The sequence below is a fragment of the Enterococcus sp. DIV1411a genome, from assembly GCF_050531945.1.
In the GTDB taxonomy this organism is placed as follows: domain Bacteria; phylum Bacillota; class Bacilli; order Lactobacillales; family Enterococcaceae; genus Enterococcus_B; species Enterococcus_B faecium.
In genome coordinates, this window is sequence record NZ_CP172892.1 from 1,846,638 (window position 1) to 1,862,505 (window position 15,868).

Here is a 15,868-nt window from a genome sequence, read left to right on the forward strand (position 1 = left end):
CAACTCTCAAAGCTGTTTTTATATTTCTTGATTTTCCCATAATGGAAGGACGATGTTTTCATAAGTCATCGGGTCCAGATTCGTCAAAGTAATCCCTAACAATCGGATCCCTTTTTCTACTCCCAAGATTTCCTCCCATATAAGGCTTGCTTGATAAAAGAGTGCTTCTTTTTTATAGATATATTCTGGCAATGTCACTCTTTTGGTCACAGTAGAATAGTCCGTGTACCTGACCTTCAAAACTACTGTTTTCCCATGTTTTTGGACTCTTCTCAGTGCTTCTTCTACTTTTTCAGCTAGTTGGCGCAACTGAGTCAGCACTGCTTCTTCCGTTTGCAACGGCTGCCCATAAGTATGCTCTTTTCCCACAGATTTTCGCTCTCTTGTAACGTTTACTGGAGAATCATGGATTCCTCTGACTTTACGATAAAGAGAATAGCCCATTTTTCCAAAATTTCGAATCAACATCATTTCTGTGCATTCATATAGGTCTTTTCCTGTATAAATCCCTAGCTCATGCATTCTAGGTACAGTTTTCTTCCCTACCCCATGAAATTTTTCAATTGGCAAAGCTTTTAAAAATGGCACAGCGTCTTGAGGGGCAACTACCGTGATTCCTCTAGGTTTTTGATAGTCTGATGCTAATTTGGCCAAAAACTTATTGTAACTTACTCCCGCAGAACATGTTAGCTGGACACTCTCCCAAATATCTGCTTGGATCATTCGGGCGATTTTGATGGCTGACTTGCAATTGATTTTATTTTCGGTCACATCAAGATACGCTTCATCGATACTAACTGGTTCCACAATATCTGTATAACGATAGAATACTTCCCGTACTTGTTTGGAAATATCGCTGTATTTATGATGGTCGCCAGGCTTAAAGATGGCTTGCGGACAAAGCTCATACGCTTTTTGTGCACTCATTGCTGAATGAATTCCGAATTTTCTTGCTTCATAATTTGCTGTAGTCACTACTCCACGCCCACCAGTGTCACTGGGGTGTCTGGCAATTACTAATGGATGTCCGCGAAACTCAGGATGATCTCGTTCTTCAACCGAAGCGAAAAAAGCATCCATATCAATATGAATGATTTTTCTTGATGTATCATTATGTAAAGGAAATTGCAGCTCCATCATCCTCACCTCTTATTCATTATACAGGAACATTCGTTCGCGTTCAAGAGATTTGAAAAGTTAGTAGCTGATTTCCTCATTAGTCTTTCATTATAGACAACTTATACTATCTCAGTCTAATTCATGGTACTGACGGTAGACTTCTTGTTTTTTCAGCCCATTTTTCAGCGCTACTGCTTTGATAGCAGCATTTGGTTTTTCGCCTGAAGCGATCTTTGCTTCTACTTGTTCCTTTAACGTTCCCAACTCTTCATCAACTTCCGTCACTGGCGTTTCGAACAAATTCCCTTCTACAAGCAGACAACATTCACCCTTTACTGGATGTTCTTCGATATAAGCGAGTAGCTCTTCCGTACTTCCTCTAAGGTATTCTTCATGGACCTTTGTCAATTCCCGACACAAAACGACTTGGCGATTTCCAAAAATTTCTAAGAAATTCGTCAATGTAGCAGTGATCCGATAAGGTGACTCATAAAAAATCAGCGTAGCTGTCTGTTCTTTTAGCTTTTTCAATGTTTCTTTCTGTTCTTTTTTCTTACGTGGAAGGAAGCCATAAAATAAAAATGGTTGAGGCATTAGCCCTGAAGCAATCAAAGCCGTCATCCCAGCTGTAGGTCCTGGGATAGAGATCACAGAAATCCCTTCTTTTATGCAGGCTAAAACTAGCTCATGTCCAGGATCGCTGATGGAAGGCATTCCTGCGTCACTGACTTGAGCAATCGTTTTTCCTTCTTTTAACAAAGCAATCAATTGAGGGACACGTTCTTTATAATTATGTTCATGTAAACTTTTTTGGGGTGTATGGATTTCAAAATGATTCAATAACTTTTGTGTATTACGCGTATCCTCACTTGCGATAAGATCGGATTCTTGCAGCATACGAACACTTCTGTAGCTCATATCTTCTAAATTTCCAATTGGCGTCGGTACAAGATATAAATCCCCATATACCGGATTTCCCTTGAAACTTTTTTGATTATACATCTGTCACAATCTCCTTAATAAAAAGACTGGAGCAGTATTTCTCCGCTCCAGTCTCCTCTTGTTATTGGTCATCGACCGCTTTCGCGATAGATCACTTCTAGACAAAACGCACAAGGCTCGTCATTGTCCCTTCTTGATCCATATAAATCGTAGCAGACATGGAATCCTTCTTCATAAATTTTTTCAAGATTCATACGAGACTTAGAAAGTTCCTGCTTCACATTTTCAGCTGGAGCTTGTGCAACTTGGTTCAATTCCCGCAGGTGTTCCCGCAGACGTTGATTTTCCATCTCCAAAGTTGTATTTTTTTCTACGATCTCATGCAAAGCATGCTTCATTTCAACAAGTTCTGTTAATGTATTTCTCAACTCTGATTCTAATTGATTCAATCCGTCGTATAATGATCTCTTATCCATTCATCTCACCTACTTGGATAAATTCTTTCAATTCATCCCATTCATATTCGACAGGATTTTCCCGTCCAGTCAGCCGAATACTAACGATACGGCTAAGCAGATTCAACCCTACGACTTTCCCTTTACCATCAGGTGTAGCAATTACTTTTCCAAAGTCAGGGAGTTCTTTTTTCGCTGTCTCGTATTCTTCGCTCTCATATTGCAGACAGCACATCAAGCGTCCGCATAAACCGGAAATTTTTGTTGGATTCAAAGATAAACTTTGATCTTTTGCCATTTTGATTGATACAGGCACGAAATTGCCTAAAAAAGAAGAACAGCATAATGGACGCCCACATGGACCAATTCCGCCTATTATCTTTGCTTCATCGCGGACACCAATTTGTCGAAGCTCAATACGAGTACGAAATACAGCGGCCAGATCTTTTACCAATTCTCTAAAGTCAATTCGCCCGTCCGCCGTGAAAGAAAAAATCAATTTATTTCGATCAAATGTGTATTCAGCTTTGACCATTTTCATTTCCAACTCACGCAACTGCACTTTTTCTTTTGCGATTTTCAATGCATCATGAGCATCTTTTTTGTTTTTTTTGTCTTTTTCTAATTCAGCTTGTGACGCTTTATGCAAGATCGGACGGATAGCTTCAGGAAGGTCATTGGGATCAATCTCTTTTTTAGGAAGGACAACAGTAGCAATATGTAAGGATTGCTGAGATTCGACTAATACCTTGTCATTATAAACATATTCAGAGTCTCCTGGTGCAAAATAATAGATATGACCTGCATCTCTATATCGGACACCTACTACTTCTACCATTTCCATCCTCCTTGATCATCATCCTTTGCGGCAAGCTAAAAAATCGTATGCAAAACGAACTGTTCCGCAACAGCCTGAAAACTGACATTGCTGCGTAGTTTCTGCTCTGCGATCAATATCCGTTCAATTATCTGGTTTATCTGTTTCACTTTGCCATATTCGCCGTTTGCTACTGCTTGACGCTGTGCTTCCTGATAATAAAACATCAAGACAGATAATCCTGTAAACTGTTGTGTTTTTTCTTTAAATGATTTTATCAATTTTTTTTGGACATAGATAAAGGCTTGAGTATCTTGCTTTTGCAAGTAAACGAACCATTGATAAATCAAGTCCTTAGCATCATTAAACCATTCATCTTGAGAGATTTCAACTGCTTTTCCTAAACTGTTTGTTAAGAAAGCCAAAAGTTTTGCTTTTTCCAATGGAATCTGCTCTTCTTGCAATCGATGGATCAGTGCTTCTTTCGAAAGTTCTTGAAAATGCAGAACTTGACAACGAGATTGAATAGTAGGGAGAATTCTTCCTACTGCATCTGTTTCTAACACCGCTAAAAAATCTCCAGGGGGCTCTTCCAAGAATTTCAACAAACTGTTTGCCGCACTGCTATTCATTTTTTCAGCTTCTTTGATCAAAAAAACTTTTTTTCTTGATTCGTAACCGCTGCGACTGAATTCCGTCTGCAAACGTCTGATCTGATCGACTTTGATGGTTTGTCCTTCCGGTTCAATAACCAAAACATCTGGATGTTCTTTCTTTTCGATCCGCTGACAATTGTTGCATTTTCCACAAGGCAGATTGTCTTTCATTTGGGTACAGAACAGGTGCTGTGCAAGCCATATACCTACTTCATGTTTTCCTGTTCCTTTCTCCCCTTCAAAAAGATAAGCATGAGCGATACGCCCATGCTCAAAACTCCGTTGAAGCTGCTGATACACGATCGGTTGCATTTGAGCCAAGTTTATTTCTTGATTCATAGCTCAGCTCCTCCTAAAATTGATGGAATCCTTCAACAGGTAAGACGAAGACTGTGGCACCGCCTACTTCTACTTCTACTGGATAAGGGACGCCCCCATCCATCGAAATATCCAGTGTAACAGGTGTAGATACAAATTGCTTTCTTGATTCACACGTTTTTTTGATGATTTCCAATGCTTCTTCTACACGGTCATCTTCAATACCCACGATAAACGTACTGTTTCCAGCCTTAAGGAAGCCGCCTGTCGATGATAGTTTTGTGGCACGGATATTTGCATCAATCAATTCATTTGATAAACGGTTGCTGTCTTTGTCTTGGATAATCGCTAAAATAATTTTCATAAACGTTCACCTTCCTAGTTTTCAAAAAATTGCGGATACTGTTCAATAATTGTATGATAACTTGTTTGCAGCACTTCTTCAAAGCTTTTTCTTGCATCAACTTTGTGGATTCTTTCCGGATTCTCTTCTGCCAGCTTTAAGTAAGCATGACGTACACGCTGGTGGAATTCCAAACCTTCCGAATCTAAACGGTCGATTTGATTTTGTCTGTTTTTCTTGATTCTTCTTAATCCGGTGTCTGAATCTACGTCAAGATAAAGGGTAAAATCCGGCGTAGTACCTTCTGTAGCAAACTCATTCAACCGAGCAATCTCGGTAACGCCGATGCGTCGGCCTGCACCTTGATAAGCAAGAGAACTGTCGACAAATCTATCGCATAAAACGATTTTCCCTTTTGCCAGAGCAGGCAGAACCTTTTCGACTAGATGTTGTCTTCTTGCTGCTGCATAAAGCAGTGCTTCCGTACGTTCATCCATCCGATCATTTTTTGGATCAAGGATCACTGCTCGGATCTCTTCAGCAATCGGAATGCCTCCTGGTTCTCTTGTTTGAATGATTTCTGTTTTTGCTACTTCTTTCAAAAGAGGGTAAAGTTCATTCAAGATGCTGGTTTTTCCTGCACCATCAGGCCCCTCGATTGTAATAAATAGTCCGTTCACATTGTTGCCCCCATCTCTTGTGCTGCTTTTATATTGTATCTGAAAAAACACTTAATTAGAAATTTATAACTCACGTCTTCCTTCGACAGCTTTCAATAAAGTAACTTCATCTGCATACTCGATATCAGAGCCTACAGACAGACCATGTGCTAGACGAGTCACTTTGATACCTGCGGGTTTGATCAGACGTGAGAGATACATAGCTGTTGCTTCTCCCTCTGTTGTTGCATTTGTTGCGATAATCACTTCTTTTACATCTGCATCATGCAGCCGCTGCAACAGAGAAGAAATATTGATGTCTTCTGGACCTGTCCCTTCCATCGGTGATAACACACCATGGAGAACATGATAAAGTCCGTGATATTCTCGCATTTTTTCCATTGCCATTACATCTTTCGGCTCTTCGACCACTAGGATAACGCTTCGATCACGTGAAGGATTTCTACATATTTCGCAGGGATCTTCTTCTGTGATGTTTCCGCAGATACTACAAAAATGCAAATCGCGTTTTACACTTAACAAAGATTTAGCAAATTCATTTACTACTTCATCTTTCATATCGATCGTATAAAAGGCGAGTCTTGTCGCTGTTTTCTGACCGATTCCTGGAAGTTTCATGTAGCTGTCGATCAGTTTCGCAATTGGTTCTGGATATTGCATATTCATTACTCCTTCAGTTTAAAACTAAAATCCTGGCAAACCTTTTGCGTATTTCCCTAATTTTTTCTCAGTTTCCACATCAATTTGTGCGATCGCATCATTGACTGCCATTACGACAAGATCCTGAAGCATCTCGATATCATCAGGATCAACGACTTCTTCATTGATTTGGATATCTTTCATGCGACGATCGCCTGTAAAAACCGCTTTGACCAATTCATTGGTGGCTTTACCTGTAAACTCTGTTTTATTTAGCAGCTCTTGTGCTTCTGCCATTTCTTTTTGCATTTTTTGTACTTGTTTCATCATGCCTTGCATATTGCCCATTCCACGCATCATAATTATCTACTCCTTTTTATTAATCATCTACCACTGTAACAGCTTCGGAGCCAAACAGTTCCTCTGCTTTTACTACAAGTGTTTCTTCTGGTACTTCTTGTTCTTGAGGAAGCAACTCGATTTCTCCTTCTGAGTCTTCAGAAGCAAAAGAGTTTTCTGTTCCCTCTTCTTGTGCCTGCGTCAAATAATTTCTTCGAAGTTCTGGCCAGCTTTCTCTTGTAATATAAACAGGATCAGGCGCATAATCTTTGATCATTCGGCTTAAGTTGTTGTGTACCGAAAGCTGCAATTCTTCGTCATTTGCTGCTCTTTGACAAACAATCTCATAATCAAACGCAATCACTAGTCCTGTAGGTCCAGCTGCAACTGGTTCGCTTGCTTTAAGCATTGCTCGCTGAGTGACAGATAGACTCATCAGCAAGTCTTCCCATACTTCTTTTACTTGGTTCAGATGCTGTCTTGTCGCTTCCCGCAGAACTTTATATACTCGTTCCGTCGGTACACGATAGGTACTTGTCTGTTTTTTATGATTTGTTTGCTGTACCGGCTGTACTTTTGTATTCTCAATTCCTGTATTACTGCGTAGTTCCTTGATTTCGTTTCTTAGTTCCTTAATCTCTTGTTGTAGCTGTTTTACTATCTGATCATCTGCAAATGCTACATCTGCTGAAGGAACAGAAGCAGACGGTAGCTGTGCAAGTTTGACTGTAGCGACTTCCAAATAAATAGCGGCACTATTGGTAAAACGAATTTCATTTTGAGTATCGCTCAAAATCTTTATCATTGAAAACAGCTGATCCGCTGAAACAGTTTGTGCCAATTCTGTAAATGTACTTCTGATCGTACTCGATTGTTCCTCAACTAGGTTAGGTGCTTGCTGATACATCAGCAAGTCACGGCAGTATTGTAACATATCCTCTAGAAAGCGACGTGATTCTTTGCCGGCTGCGAGAATTTGGTTCAATGTTTCCAATGCTTCTGGTACTTCTTTTTTCACGCAAGCACTCAAGTAACTGTCCATCATTTCGTCAGTTAAGCTACCTGTCACTTGCATGGCATCATCTAAAGTAATTGTTCCTTCACTAAACGAGATTGCCTGATCAAGAATACTCAATGCATCCCGCATCCCGCCTTCTGCAGAACGGGCAATCACATTCAATGCAGCTGGTTCATAGCTGATAGTCGATTCTTTCAAGATAAATTCAAGATGTTCGACAATATCTGCCGTATTGATCCGTTTAAAATCAAATCGCTGAGTCCGTGAAATGATCGTAGCTGGTATTTTGTGAGGTTCGGTCGTTGCTAAGATGAATATGACACTTTCTTTTGGCTCTTCCAATGTTTTCAACAAGGCATTGAAAGCTCCTGTTGAAAGCATATGTACCTCATCAATAATGTACACTTTGTACGCTGCCTTTGTAGGCGCATAATTTGCCCGATCACGGATAAATCGGATTTCTTCGACTCCGTTATTGCTGGCAGCATCGATTTCGATCACATCTTCTTGCGTACCAGCAGTAATTGATCGACACATTTCGCATTCGTTGCATGGCTCACCGTCTTTACTGTTCGGACAGTTGATTGCTTTTGCGAAAATCTTTGCTGCACTCGTCTTTCCGGTTCCTCTGGGTCCTGTAAACAAGTAGGCATGTGAGGTTTTGTGGGAAACAATAGCATTTTTTAGTGTCTGTGTCACAGCTTTTTGTCCAACGATGTCTTCGAAACGCTGCGAACGCCAGACTCGATAAAGTGCTTGATATGCCATAAGGATCCCCCTTTTTTAAAAAATTCACTATCTCTTATTATACGTGATATTAGGTAAAAAAACTACTATCCTTCTCGGCTTTTTCAGGTATTTAAACAATACGCAATTTTCCATTTCAATTCCGTCTCTAGTCCGAGAAGTTTCACATCTTCCTATGGTATAATAAATAAACAATAATTGTTTGGCATTAGCTGAATCAGAGGAGGAATTTTTTATGGGTCTTATCAAAACAGCAACAAGTATGGTTGGCGGCGGTCTGGCAGATCAATGGCTAGAAGTCATCGAACCAGACAATATGAGTGATACAACGGTCATGACAAAAGGTGTCAAAGTCCGCAAAGATGACAAACGTGGCTCCAATCGTAAAGGAACAGAAGATGTTTTAACAGACGGAACAGTCGTCCATGTCTATCCAAACATGATGATGCTTTTGGTCGATGGTGGAAAAATCATCGATTATACCGCTGAGGAAGGTTATTACACCATTAAAAATGACGCAGCTCCTTCCATGTTCAACGGAACACTGAAAGAAGCAATTGCTGAAACTTTTGACCGATTTAAATTTGGCGGCGTCACACCGCAGAAACAACAAGTTTTTTATATCAATCTCCAAGAAATAAAGGGAATCAAATTCGGTACAAGCGCGCCGTTGAACTACTTTGACAATTTCTATAACGCAGAATTATTCTTACGGGCACATGGCACTTATTCTATTCATGTCGTTGACCCGATTTTATTTTATACAAACGCAATCCCTAAAAACAAAACACAAGTGGAAATCAATGATATCAATGAGCAGTATTTAGCTGAATTCCTAACAGCGCTGCAATCAGCAATCAATCAGATGTCTGCAGATGGTCAACGGATTTCTTATGTACCATCTAAGAGTTTGGAATTAAGCAAATACATGGATACTGCATTGGATGATTCTTGGCGTGAATTACGTGGGATGGAGATTGTTTCTGTGGCTGTAGCCAGCATTTCTTACACCGATGATTCTGTGAAACTGATCAATATGCGTAACGAAGGGGCGATGCTAGGTGATCCTAGCGTACGTGAAGGATACGTGCAAGGTTCCATTGCACGTGGTATGGAAGCAGCCGGAAAAAATGAAGCAGGAGCAATGACCGGCTTTATGGGTGTAGGTATGGGAATGAATGCAAATGGTTCTTATCTTTCTCAAGCAGCTCAAAATAACCAAGAACAAATCAAACAACAAGCAGAAAAACAAAATCAACAAACTGCACAAGGAAATGCGGATACTTGGACATGTCCAGTTTGCGGGACAGAAAATTCCGGAAAATTCTGTTCCAACTGCGGAGCTGCCAAACCTGTAGAAAACGTTCAGCCTAAGCTACAAATGCGATGCAGTGAATGCAATGAGATCGTGGATCTTTCCAACGGCATCCCTAAATTCTGTCCAAACTGTGGTAAACCGTTTAAAGGAATCCCCGTTGATTAATTTATTTAGAAAGGTGTGCAGCTGATGGATGTTCTTACACATAAATGTCCTAATTGCGGCGGTCCGTTGACTTTTGATCCCAAAGACCAAAAATTTCATTGCGAATACTGCCTGAATATCTATACAGAAGAAGAAGTCAGCCAATATGAGCAAAAGCAAAAAGAAGCGCGTATGGCTGGCGAAGAAAGCAAAGAAGAACCTTCACCTACCGAAGATTTTACTTTTACAGCCCAAGAACAGCTTGCCGATATGAATGAAGCCGAGCGCAAAGCGGTTGACGAGGCAGGCGGTTTTTCAGATACAGCGGACGAATCTGCAGATAATACCGCAGCGATAGATCTTTTTCTTTGTCCCAACTGTGGTGCAGAGATCGTGACTGATGCGACAACTGCTGCGACTTATTGTTACTACTGCCATAATCCCGTCGTACTATCGGGACGTTTAAGCGGAGAATTCTTGCCAAATAAAGTACTTCCTTTTGCTGTCGAGAAAGAAGAAGCAATCAACAGATTTCTCGCTTGGACCAAGAAAAAATGGTTTGTTCCCAAAGCTTTTTTCAATAAGGATCAAATCGATAAGTTGACAGGTGTGTATTTCCCTTATTGGGCTACAGATGCTGAAGTAGATGGTGCCATGCAGGCGAATGGTACAGTTATCCGCATATGGCGGATAGGTGACATCGAATACACAGAAACGAAGCAATTTGCTGTTTCAAGAGCAGGCAAGCTTTCTTTTAAAGAACTAGTAAAAAATGCCTTATCAAAAAATACGCAACAAAAGATGGTCGAAGGCGTGCAACCTTTCCCGTTAGATAAAGCAATTGATTTTAAAAGCCAGTATTTAGCCGGGTTCCAAGCAGAAAAAAGAGATATCGAATATGAGGCAATCAAATCACAGATTCAATCTGAATTAAAAGACTATTCAGAGAAGCTGTTAAAAGATACCGCAAATGGATATACAACATTGACCGGTGTGCGAACTTCTGCTTCAATCACAAACGAAGTAAATAATTACGTATTACTGCCGGTATGGCTTGTTACTTATCGAAGCAATGACTCAAGTAAAAAAGTCTACTACTACGCAATGAATGGACAAACAGGAAAGGTCAGCGGTGTCCTGCCGATCAGCCAGAAAAAATTGGGACTGACCGCTCTTGGGATTTTCGCTGGGCTAGCGATCCTCTTTCTGATCGGAGGTTACTTGATATGATGAAAAAATTTTTTTTATTCTTTCTTTTGCTAGTAAGTGTTGGCTGGCCGGTGGCTACTCATGCAGATACAGCTACGGTAAATGATGAGGCTGGGTTATTCACAACAGATCAAATCCAATCTTTGGAACAACAGGCAGAAAAGCTGAATGAAAAAATCAAAGGACGAGTCTTGATCGTAACGACTACATCTAATTCAGAAGAACCAAGAGACTTTGCTGATAATTACTTAAGAGACGCAGTCGGAAATGATCAAAATGGCTCAGTATTGCTATTAGATATGGGACAGCGTGAAATCTACATTTCGACTTCTGGTAATATGATCGATTATTTGACTGACAGCAGAATCGATTCGATCTTAGATGATGTTTATGATCAGATGACAAATGCTGCCTATTACAATGCTGCAAAAGCTTACCTGTCTAAATCAGCAACATATGTGGAAGACGGAGTTCCAGGAGGACATTATCGTGTAGACGAAGAAACTGGCAAAATTACACGCTATAAGGTTTTGACGACAGTAGAAATCATCATTGCTGTTGTTTTGGCTCTTATCCTTAGTCTTGTCTTTTATTTTGTGACTGTTTCGCGTTATCAATTGAAATCAGGCATCTACAAATATCCATTCCGAGAAAAATCCAGTATCAAATTAACTGAAAAAACCGATCGTCTGACAAATTCTTTTGTCACGACAAGAAGAATCCCCAAAAGCCCACCTCCTGGAAGCGGCGGTGGCGGAAGTACTACCCATTCTAGCGGTGGCGGGACTTTTGGCGGTGGCGGCAGAAGTTTCTAAAAATTGCTAAATGAATGTTCGCAAAAAAAGGGCTGTGACAAAAATCGTGTCACAGCCCCTTTTGTTGCAAATAAACGGCGTTCAAAAGCTTACATCTACGGTGATAAGTCCAGCCAAGTTAAAAACATAAGAGACTGTTTTTACTTGGCTCTTCTTATTACTTGATGCAGAACAGCTTTTTCACAACCTCTTCCTTAAACGGTGTTCTCCTACCAACTCCTCGGTCACAAGTCACAATATTCATCAAACATGAAAAGCTGTTTTTTGAAATTGTTCCTTGTGACTCAGAGTTAAACGGCAGGCTCACAACCTCTTGGTAAACGGTGTTCAATCAGCTGACCCTCGGTATTAGCTCAAAAAACGGCAAAATATGAGGAACTATTTTTCCGTTTGTTTCTCTAATACTCAGGTCAAAACGCTGATTTCACAACCTCTTTGTTCATCAAAAGATAATATTGTCTTCTAACAAGTCCATATTCAAAATAACGATATGATGGTCTTTAACGGTGATAATACCATCTTTTTTCAGTTGTTTTAAAATTCTGTTTACACTGCTAGCAGTTGAGATGCCACAAAATTTGGCGATTTCTTCATTCGTGATCGAAAAATCGATCAGCATCCCTTCTTCTGTCCGCACACCGAATAAATCATATAATTCGTAAAGTTGCGTACAAACAGCTCCCAGCTTTCCGTTTAATAGCATTTGCTGCATTTTTTTCATCGAATAAAGCAGACGATAGCGGTAATACTCTTTTACATAGTGTTGTAGCTTTGGGTCTTGGTTGATATTTTGCCAAAAGCGCACACGATTGATTCGATAAAACTCTGCATATTCTGATTCAACTCGAATATTATACGGCGAATCGATGAATTGTGAATATTCGTCTTTTAAAAGAGAGACGATTTCAAGATCTTTGATATAGCGAAGGTTAAATTCTCTCCCATCATTTGAAATAACACTTGCTTTTACCGTTCCCTCTTTCAAGATATACGTATGGGAATCTTCCATCCCTTCGAATGTCAAATATTTATGATATCCTTTGCGTATAATCGGAAAATCATTTTTATCCAAATATTCCTTTAAGACTCTACTATCCAATGATGCTCCCCCATCCAAACTTTCATCTAAAAAGATCATACAGTACTTTAAAACTTTTTAAAGTCCAAAGGTATTTTACTAATGATATTAACATTTGTTAAGTACCTTTTTCCATCACTTATGCGATTTTTTTCCTTTTTTTTATTCGTTATACTGCAGAAGTAAAATTTTTTAAGAATAGAGGGAAAAAACATGAATTACTGGATGAACACAATCATTAATCGATTAGAAACAGCATATCAAACAAGATTTGATATGAAAGCTTCTTTAGTCTTTTTAAATGATGCGTATCAAAACTCGATCGAATTGATCAAAGCAGTGGATGAGAATCCAACAAACGAATGCGAAGAATTTTTAAATCTGTTTATGTCTACAAGAGATTTATTTATTCGCCAACTTGTTGATCGCTATCCATCCAATTATCACGATGTAGAAGTTCAAATACAAAAATTAAAAGCATATTCAGCTTAAGGGGAATGTATAACATACATGGAAAAGAAATTATTTAATAAATATTTTATTGGAATCACATTGATCAATTTTATTGTCTACCTGATTTATTATCTGTTGATGGTCATCATGGCAGTCATTGCGCAAGACACCTTACACGCCAGCTTGAGCCAAGCAGGTTTTGCTTCTGGGATCTATATCATCGGAACATTGCTGGCACGCTTATTCATGGGGAAACAGTTAGAACTATTTGGTCGGAAGTTTACCTTAAGAGGCGGCGCGATCTTCTATCTCCTTTCAACATTAGCATATCTTTATACGCCAACTATCGGGGCATTGTATTTAGTTCGATTCTTGAATGGATTCGGCTACGGTACAGTTTCTACAGCTACAAATGCTATCGTTACTGCATATATCCCTGCATCTAAAAAAGGGGAAGGCATCAATTATTATGGATTAAGTACTAGTTTAGCTGCCGCTGTTGGGCCATTTTTAGGAATGATTTTGCTGAATATGACTGATTTTCGTTTCATTATCTGGTTTTCAATTGTACTGGTCTTCTTTGTTACGATTGCCTGCCTTGTCTTTCCTGTAAAAAATATTCCATTATCTGAAGAACAAAAAATATCTCTTCGCTCATGGAATATCAATAGTTTTATTGAAAAGAAAGCACTTTTCATTACAGGAATTGCCTTTTTGATGGGTCTTTCTTATTCAAGTGTTTTATCATTTTTATCTTCTTATACAAAAGTAATCCACTTAGTTGCTGCTGGGTCATTTTTCTTCGTCGTATATGCTTTGGTCATCACATTTACACGTCCATTGACTGGAAGGATTTTCGATGTCAAAGGAGAACAATACGTGATGTATCCTAGCTATTTATTCTTAACAGCAGGATTATTTTTACTGAGTGTAACGACGAATAGTGTGACATTGCTTATCTCTGGAGCATTAGTCGGCCTAGGTTATGGTACGTTTATGTCAAATGGACAGGCTGTTTGTTTAAAAATCGTCCGCGAACATCGAATCAGTATTGCTTTATCTACCTACTTTATTGGTTTAGACCTAGGCTTAGGCGTTGGTCCTTATTTGATGGGGATGCTAAAATCTCTTACTTCATTTAGAGAATTGTATGTGATTGCCGGAGTCATTCCATTGATATGTACAGCACTCTATCTTGTTAATGGCCGAAAACATAGTCATGAAGCAGAGGGCGAATTGATTGAATCATTGAAAAATGAAATTTGATCTTGATGAATAGATAAAAAAAACCGTTCAGATCTGAAAATGATCTGAGCGGTTTTTTGAGTAAAAATAGTTTATGATTATTCTTAATTAAACATCTATTTATTTTTAAAGCTTTCATTTATCGATAAGAATAGTTTAACTGTTGATTTATTCCATTTTCCGTTCATCTGGTACGATGCCTTGACTTAGCAACCACTTGTGGAAGAACCATTCTGCCACACCGATCAATAGAGCAGGAATCAATACTTTCATCCAAATATCGACTGTATCATTCATAAAATATAGATAGAGCCACAAGATAACTGCAGCTGAACCAGCATCTGCGATCGTCGCTGCGATGTTCCCTACTTTACGTAAGATCAACAGATCCCCTAGCACATAGATCATGACTACAATAATTACCCCAACAATTGTTGAATCCATAAAGCTAACACCGTATAAACCTGTCAGCACGACCCACAGAATCGCCCAGATCATGATTGCCTTCACTACCAACGCCTTCACATGTTTCATTTTCTGCACTCCTTTCTCCTGGATAAAAAAGTAAGATTATCTAACAAGATAACCTTTTCATTATTATACCATCGGCTAAGAGAAGCGAGCAAAGATAAGGTCCTATCTAAAAATGAGGAAGCCACTTAGAACATTCACGTAATAATTTATCCATACAGACATTCGATATGGTGTTCCTTTACTTTCGCATACTGTTCTTTTGTCAGTTCTTTACTTGTCACCAGATAATCGATTTCATGAAAAGCAATGGATTGATGCATGAATTTATGTGCAATTTTTTGCTGTGTAACTAAAACGGCAAGCCGGTCTGATTGTTTTCTAAAAGCTTTTTTGACCATTGCCTCTCCTTCATGAGTTTCTGTTACTCCTTGGCTGAAATCTAGCCCGCGACAACTCATTATCGCTAAATCCGCATAATATGACAATGCATCGTTATAGGCTTTTGAACCGTTGATTGTTGCTCGTTTCGGAACAATTGCCCCACCCAATACAGATACTTTTGCCGTTGTGTATTCACTCAACATAGCAGCTGTGACGATGCCATTCGTAATGATCTGCAAACCATCAAATCTTGCTAGGTTTCTGACTAAATGTAAAGAGGTTGTACTGGAATCCAAGAATAAGACCATATCATCTCGAATCAAAGAAGAAGCTGTATCTGCAATCTTACGTTTTTCTGTTTCTTCTTCTAATTTGGTGATCTTCATCAGGTAAGGCACGTCAATTTTTCGATTGTCAACAAGCATGGCGCCACCGCGAACTCTACGGATCAATCCACTTTTTTCCAGAAAAACAAGGTCACGTTTAATCGTGGCTTCGCTATAATTTACTAACTCGATCAAATCGGTGACTCTTGCAAATTGGTTGTTTTTTAGATAATTCACAATCTCCTGCTGTCTATTCTCCACTTCATTCAACATAAAATCACCCCATTTACTTTATATAGTAACAGGAAAAAAGAGGTTGTGACAGAAGTGATTGGCTTCGAGAAATAAGAAG

The 15,868-nt window shown here is 39.3% G+C and carries 18 protein-coding genes; 5 read left to right on the forward strand and 13 right to left on the reverse strand.

From position 1 onward, the window contains the following. Nucleotides 1-18 precede the first annotated feature (18 nt). The 10 genes from dinB to dnaX all read right to left on the reverse strand — a co-directional run bounded on the left by dinB (nt 19) and on the right by dnaX (nt 8,094). Nucleotides 19-1,140 carry a DNA polymerase IV gene (dinB, locus tag IGJ87_RS08955; protein WP_002294035.1) on the reverse strand — a complete coding sequence of 374 codons (1,122 nt, stop codon included), beginning with the start codon at nt 1,138-1,140 and terminating at the stop codon, nt 19-21. Between the two features lie 108 nt (nt 1,141-1,248). Continuing rightward, on the reverse strand, nt 1,249-2,121 hold the full coding sequence (rsmI, locus tag IGJ87_RS08960; RefSeq protein ID WP_002298874.1) for a 16S rRNA (cytidine(1402)-2'-O)-methyltransferase: 873 nt from the start codon (nt 2,119-2,121) through the stop codon (nt 1,249-1,251). 68 nt (nt 2,122-2,189) lie between these two features. Beyond that, complete coding sequence (locus tag IGJ87_RS08965; RefSeq protein ID WP_002288076.1) at nt 2,190-2,537, reverse strand: DNA replication initiation control protein YabA; 348 nt, start codon at nt 2,535-2,537, stop codon at nt 2,190-2,192. Next, on the reverse strand, nt 2,530-3,354 hold the full coding sequence (locus IGJ87_RS08970) for a PSP1 domain-containing protein (protein WP_430609205.1): 825 nt from the start codon (nt 3,352-3,354) through the stop codon (nt 2,530-2,532). The genes IGJ87_RS08965 and IGJ87_RS08970 overlap by 8 nt, the downstream gene beginning before the upstream one ends. A gap of 35 nt (nt 3,355-3,389) precedes the next feature. Next, on the reverse strand, nt 3,390-4,328 hold the full coding sequence (gene holB / locus IGJ87_RS08975; RefSeq protein WP_002300512.1) for a DNA polymerase III subunit delta': 939 nt from the start codon (nt 4,326-4,328) through the stop codon (nt 3,390-3,392). 13 nt (nt 4,329-4,341) lie between these two features. Beyond that, nucleotides 4,342-4,671 carry a cyclic-di-AMP receptor gene (locus IGJ87_RS08980; protein ID WP_002292340.1) on the reverse strand — a complete coding sequence of 110 codons (330 nt, stop codon included), beginning with the start codon at nt 4,669-4,671 and terminating at the stop codon, nt 4,342-4,344. Between the two features lie 14 nt (nt 4,672-4,685). After that, nucleotides 4,686-5,330, reverse strand: a complete 645-nt coding sequence (gene tmk / locus IGJ87_RS08985; RefSeq protein WP_002294039.1) for a dTMP kinase — start codon at nt 5,328-5,330, stop codon at nt 4,686-4,688. Nucleotides 5,331-5,393: 63 nt separating this feature from the next. Beyond that, nucleotides 5,394-5,990, reverse strand: coding sequence for a recombination mediator RecR (gene recR / locus IGJ87_RS08990; protein ID WP_002296223.1), 597 nt, complete (start codon nt 5,988-5,990; stop codon nt 5,394-5,396). Nucleotides 5,991-6,014: 24 nt separating this feature from the next. Further along, on the reverse strand, nt 6,015-6,329 hold the full coding sequence (locus IGJ87_RS08995) for a YbaB/EbfC family nucleoid-associated protein (RefSeq protein ID WP_002292337.1): 315 nt from the start codon (nt 6,327-6,329) through the stop codon (nt 6,015-6,017). Between the two features lie 19 nt (nt 6,330-6,348). Continuing rightward, a complete protein-coding gene (gene dnaX, locus IGJ87_RS09000) occupies nt 6,349-8,094 on the reverse strand; it encodes a DNA polymerase III subunit gamma/tau (protein WP_002294042.1) in 1,746 nt (581 codons plus the stop codon). A 214-nt stretch (nt 8,095-8,308) separates the two neighbouring features. On the opposite strand from dnaX, the gene IGJ87_RS09005 reads away from it, so the two are divergent. From IGJ87_RS09005 to IGJ87_RS09015, 3 genes are read left to right on the forward strand one after another with little or no spacing between them, the layout of a single operon-like run. Continuing rightward, a complete protein-coding gene (locus tag IGJ87_RS09005; RefSeq protein ID WP_002338701.1) occupies nt 8,309-9,556 on the forward strand; it encodes an SPFH domain-containing protein in 1,248 nt (415 codons plus the stop codon). 24 nt (nt 9,557-9,580) lie between these two features. After that, nucleotides 9,581-10,765, forward strand: a complete 1,185-nt coding sequence (locus tag IGJ87_RS09010; RefSeq protein ID WP_002289233.1) for a hypothetical protein — start codon at nt 9,581-9,583, stop codon at nt 10,763-10,765. Then, the gene (locus IGJ87_RS09015; RefSeq protein WP_002289232.1) at nt 10,762-11,559 is read left to right on the forward strand and encodes a TPM domain-containing protein; all 798 of its coding nucleotides are present in this window, start codon (nt 10,762-10,764) and stop codon (nt 11,557-11,559) included. The genes IGJ87_RS09010 and IGJ87_RS09015 overlap by 4 nt, the downstream gene beginning before the upstream one ends. Before the next feature lie 442 nt (nt 11,560-12,001). Here the strand turns inward: IGJ87_RS09015 and IGJ87_RS09020 are convergent, their stop codons facing one another. Continuing rightward, entirely contained in the window at nt 12,002-12,658 is a 657-nt protein-coding gene (locus IGJ87_RS09020) for a Crp/Fnr family transcriptional regulator (protein ID WP_002289231.1), read from the reverse strand. A 192-nt stretch (nt 12,659-12,850) separates the two neighbouring features. Here IGJ87_RS09020 and IGJ87_RS09025 point away from each other — a divergent pair, with 192 nt between their 5' ends. Next, nucleotides 12,851-13,129 carry a hypothetical protein gene (locus IGJ87_RS09025; protein ID WP_002289230.1) on the forward strand — a complete coding sequence of 93 codons (279 nt, stop codon included), beginning with the start codon at nt 12,851-12,853 and terminating at the stop codon, nt 13,127-13,129. 18 nt (nt 13,130-13,147) lie between these two features. Continuing rightward, nucleotides 13,148-14,356: an MFS transporter gene (locus tag IGJ87_RS09030; protein ID WP_430609215.1), complete on the forward strand. Its 1,209-nt coding sequence runs from the start codon at nt 13,148-13,150 to the stop codon at nt 14,354-14,356. A gap of 147 nt (nt 14,357-14,503) precedes the next feature. On the opposite strand, the gene IGJ87_RS09035 is transcribed toward IGJ87_RS09030, so the two are convergent. After that, nucleotides 14,504-14,869 carry a DUF2512 family protein gene (locus IGJ87_RS09035; protein WP_002289228.1) on the reverse strand — a complete coding sequence of 122 codons (366 nt, stop codon included), beginning with the start codon at nt 14,867-14,869 and terminating at the stop codon, nt 14,504-14,506. A 146-nt stretch (nt 14,870-15,015) separates the two neighbouring features. After that, nucleotides 15,016-15,789 (reverse strand): DeoR/GlpR family DNA-binding transcription regulator, encoded by a 774-nt coding sequence (locus tag IGJ87_RS09040; RefSeq protein ID WP_002299683.1) that lies wholly within the window; start codon nt 15,787-15,789, stop codon nt 15,016-15,018. Between the last annotated feature and the right edge of the window lie 79 nt (nt 15,790-15,868).

Bases quoted from the DNA above. Each gene is read 5' to 3' on its own strand.
- dinB (WP_002294035.1), bottom strand. From the start codon at position 1,140: ATGATGGAGCTGCAATTTCCTTTACATAATGATACATCAAGAAAAATC.
- rsmI (WP_002298874.1), bottom strand. From the start codon at position 2,121: ATGTATAATCAAAAAAGTTTCAAGGGAAATCCGGTATATGGGGATTTA.
- IGJ87_RS08965 (WP_002288076.1), bottom strand. From the start codon at position 2,537: ATGGATAAGAGATCATTATACGACGGATTGAATCAATTAGAATCAGAG.
- IGJ87_RS08970 (WP_430609205.1), bottom strand. From the start codon at position 3,354: ATGGTAGAAGTAGTAGGTGTCCGATATAGAGATGCAGGTCATATCTAT.
- holB (WP_002300512.1), bottom strand. From the start codon at position 4,328: ATGAATCAAGAAATAAACTTGGCTCAAATGCAACCGATCGTGTATCAG.
- IGJ87_RS08980 (WP_002292340.1), bottom strand. From the start codon at position 4,671: ATGAAAATTATTTTAGCGATTATCCAAGACAAAGACAGCAACCGTTTA.
- recR (WP_002296223.1), bottom strand. From the start codon at position 5,990: ATGCAATATCCAGAACCAATTGCGAAACTGATCGACAGCTACATGAAA.
- IGJ87_RS08995 (WP_002292337.1), bottom strand. From the start codon at position 6,329: ATGATGCGTGGAATGGGCAATATGCAAGGCATGATGAAACAAGTACAA.
- dnaX (WP_002294042.1), bottom strand. From the start codon at position 8,094: ATGGCATATCAAGCACTTTATCGAGTCTGGCGTTCGCAGCGTTTCGAA.
- IGJ87_RS09005 (WP_002338701.1), top strand. From the start codon at position 8,309: ATGGGTCTTATCAAAACAGCAACAAGTATGGTTGGCGGCGGTCTGGCA.
- IGJ87_RS09010 (WP_002289233.1), top strand. From the start codon at position 9,581: ATGGATGTTCTTACACATAAATGTCCTAATTGCGGCGGTCCGTTGACT.
- IGJ87_RS09015 (WP_002289232.1), top strand. From the start codon at position 10,762: ATGATGAAAAAATTTTTTTTATTCTTTCTTTTGCTAGTAAGTGTTGGC.
- IGJ87_RS09025 (WP_002289230.1), top strand. From the start codon at position 12,851: ATGAATTACTGGATGAACACAATCATTAATCGATTAGAAACAGCATAT.
- IGJ87_RS09030 (WP_430609215.1), top strand. From the start codon at position 13,148: ATGGAAAAGAAATTATTTAATAAATATTTTATTGGAATCACATTGATC.
- IGJ87_RS09035 (WP_002289228.1), bottom strand. From the start codon at position 14,869: ATGAAACATGTGAAGGCGTTGGTAGTGAAGGCAATCATGATCTGGGCG.
- IGJ87_RS09040 (WP_002299683.1), bottom strand. From the start codon at position 15,789: ATGTTGAATGAAGTGGAGAATAGACAGCAGGAGATTGTGAATTATCTA.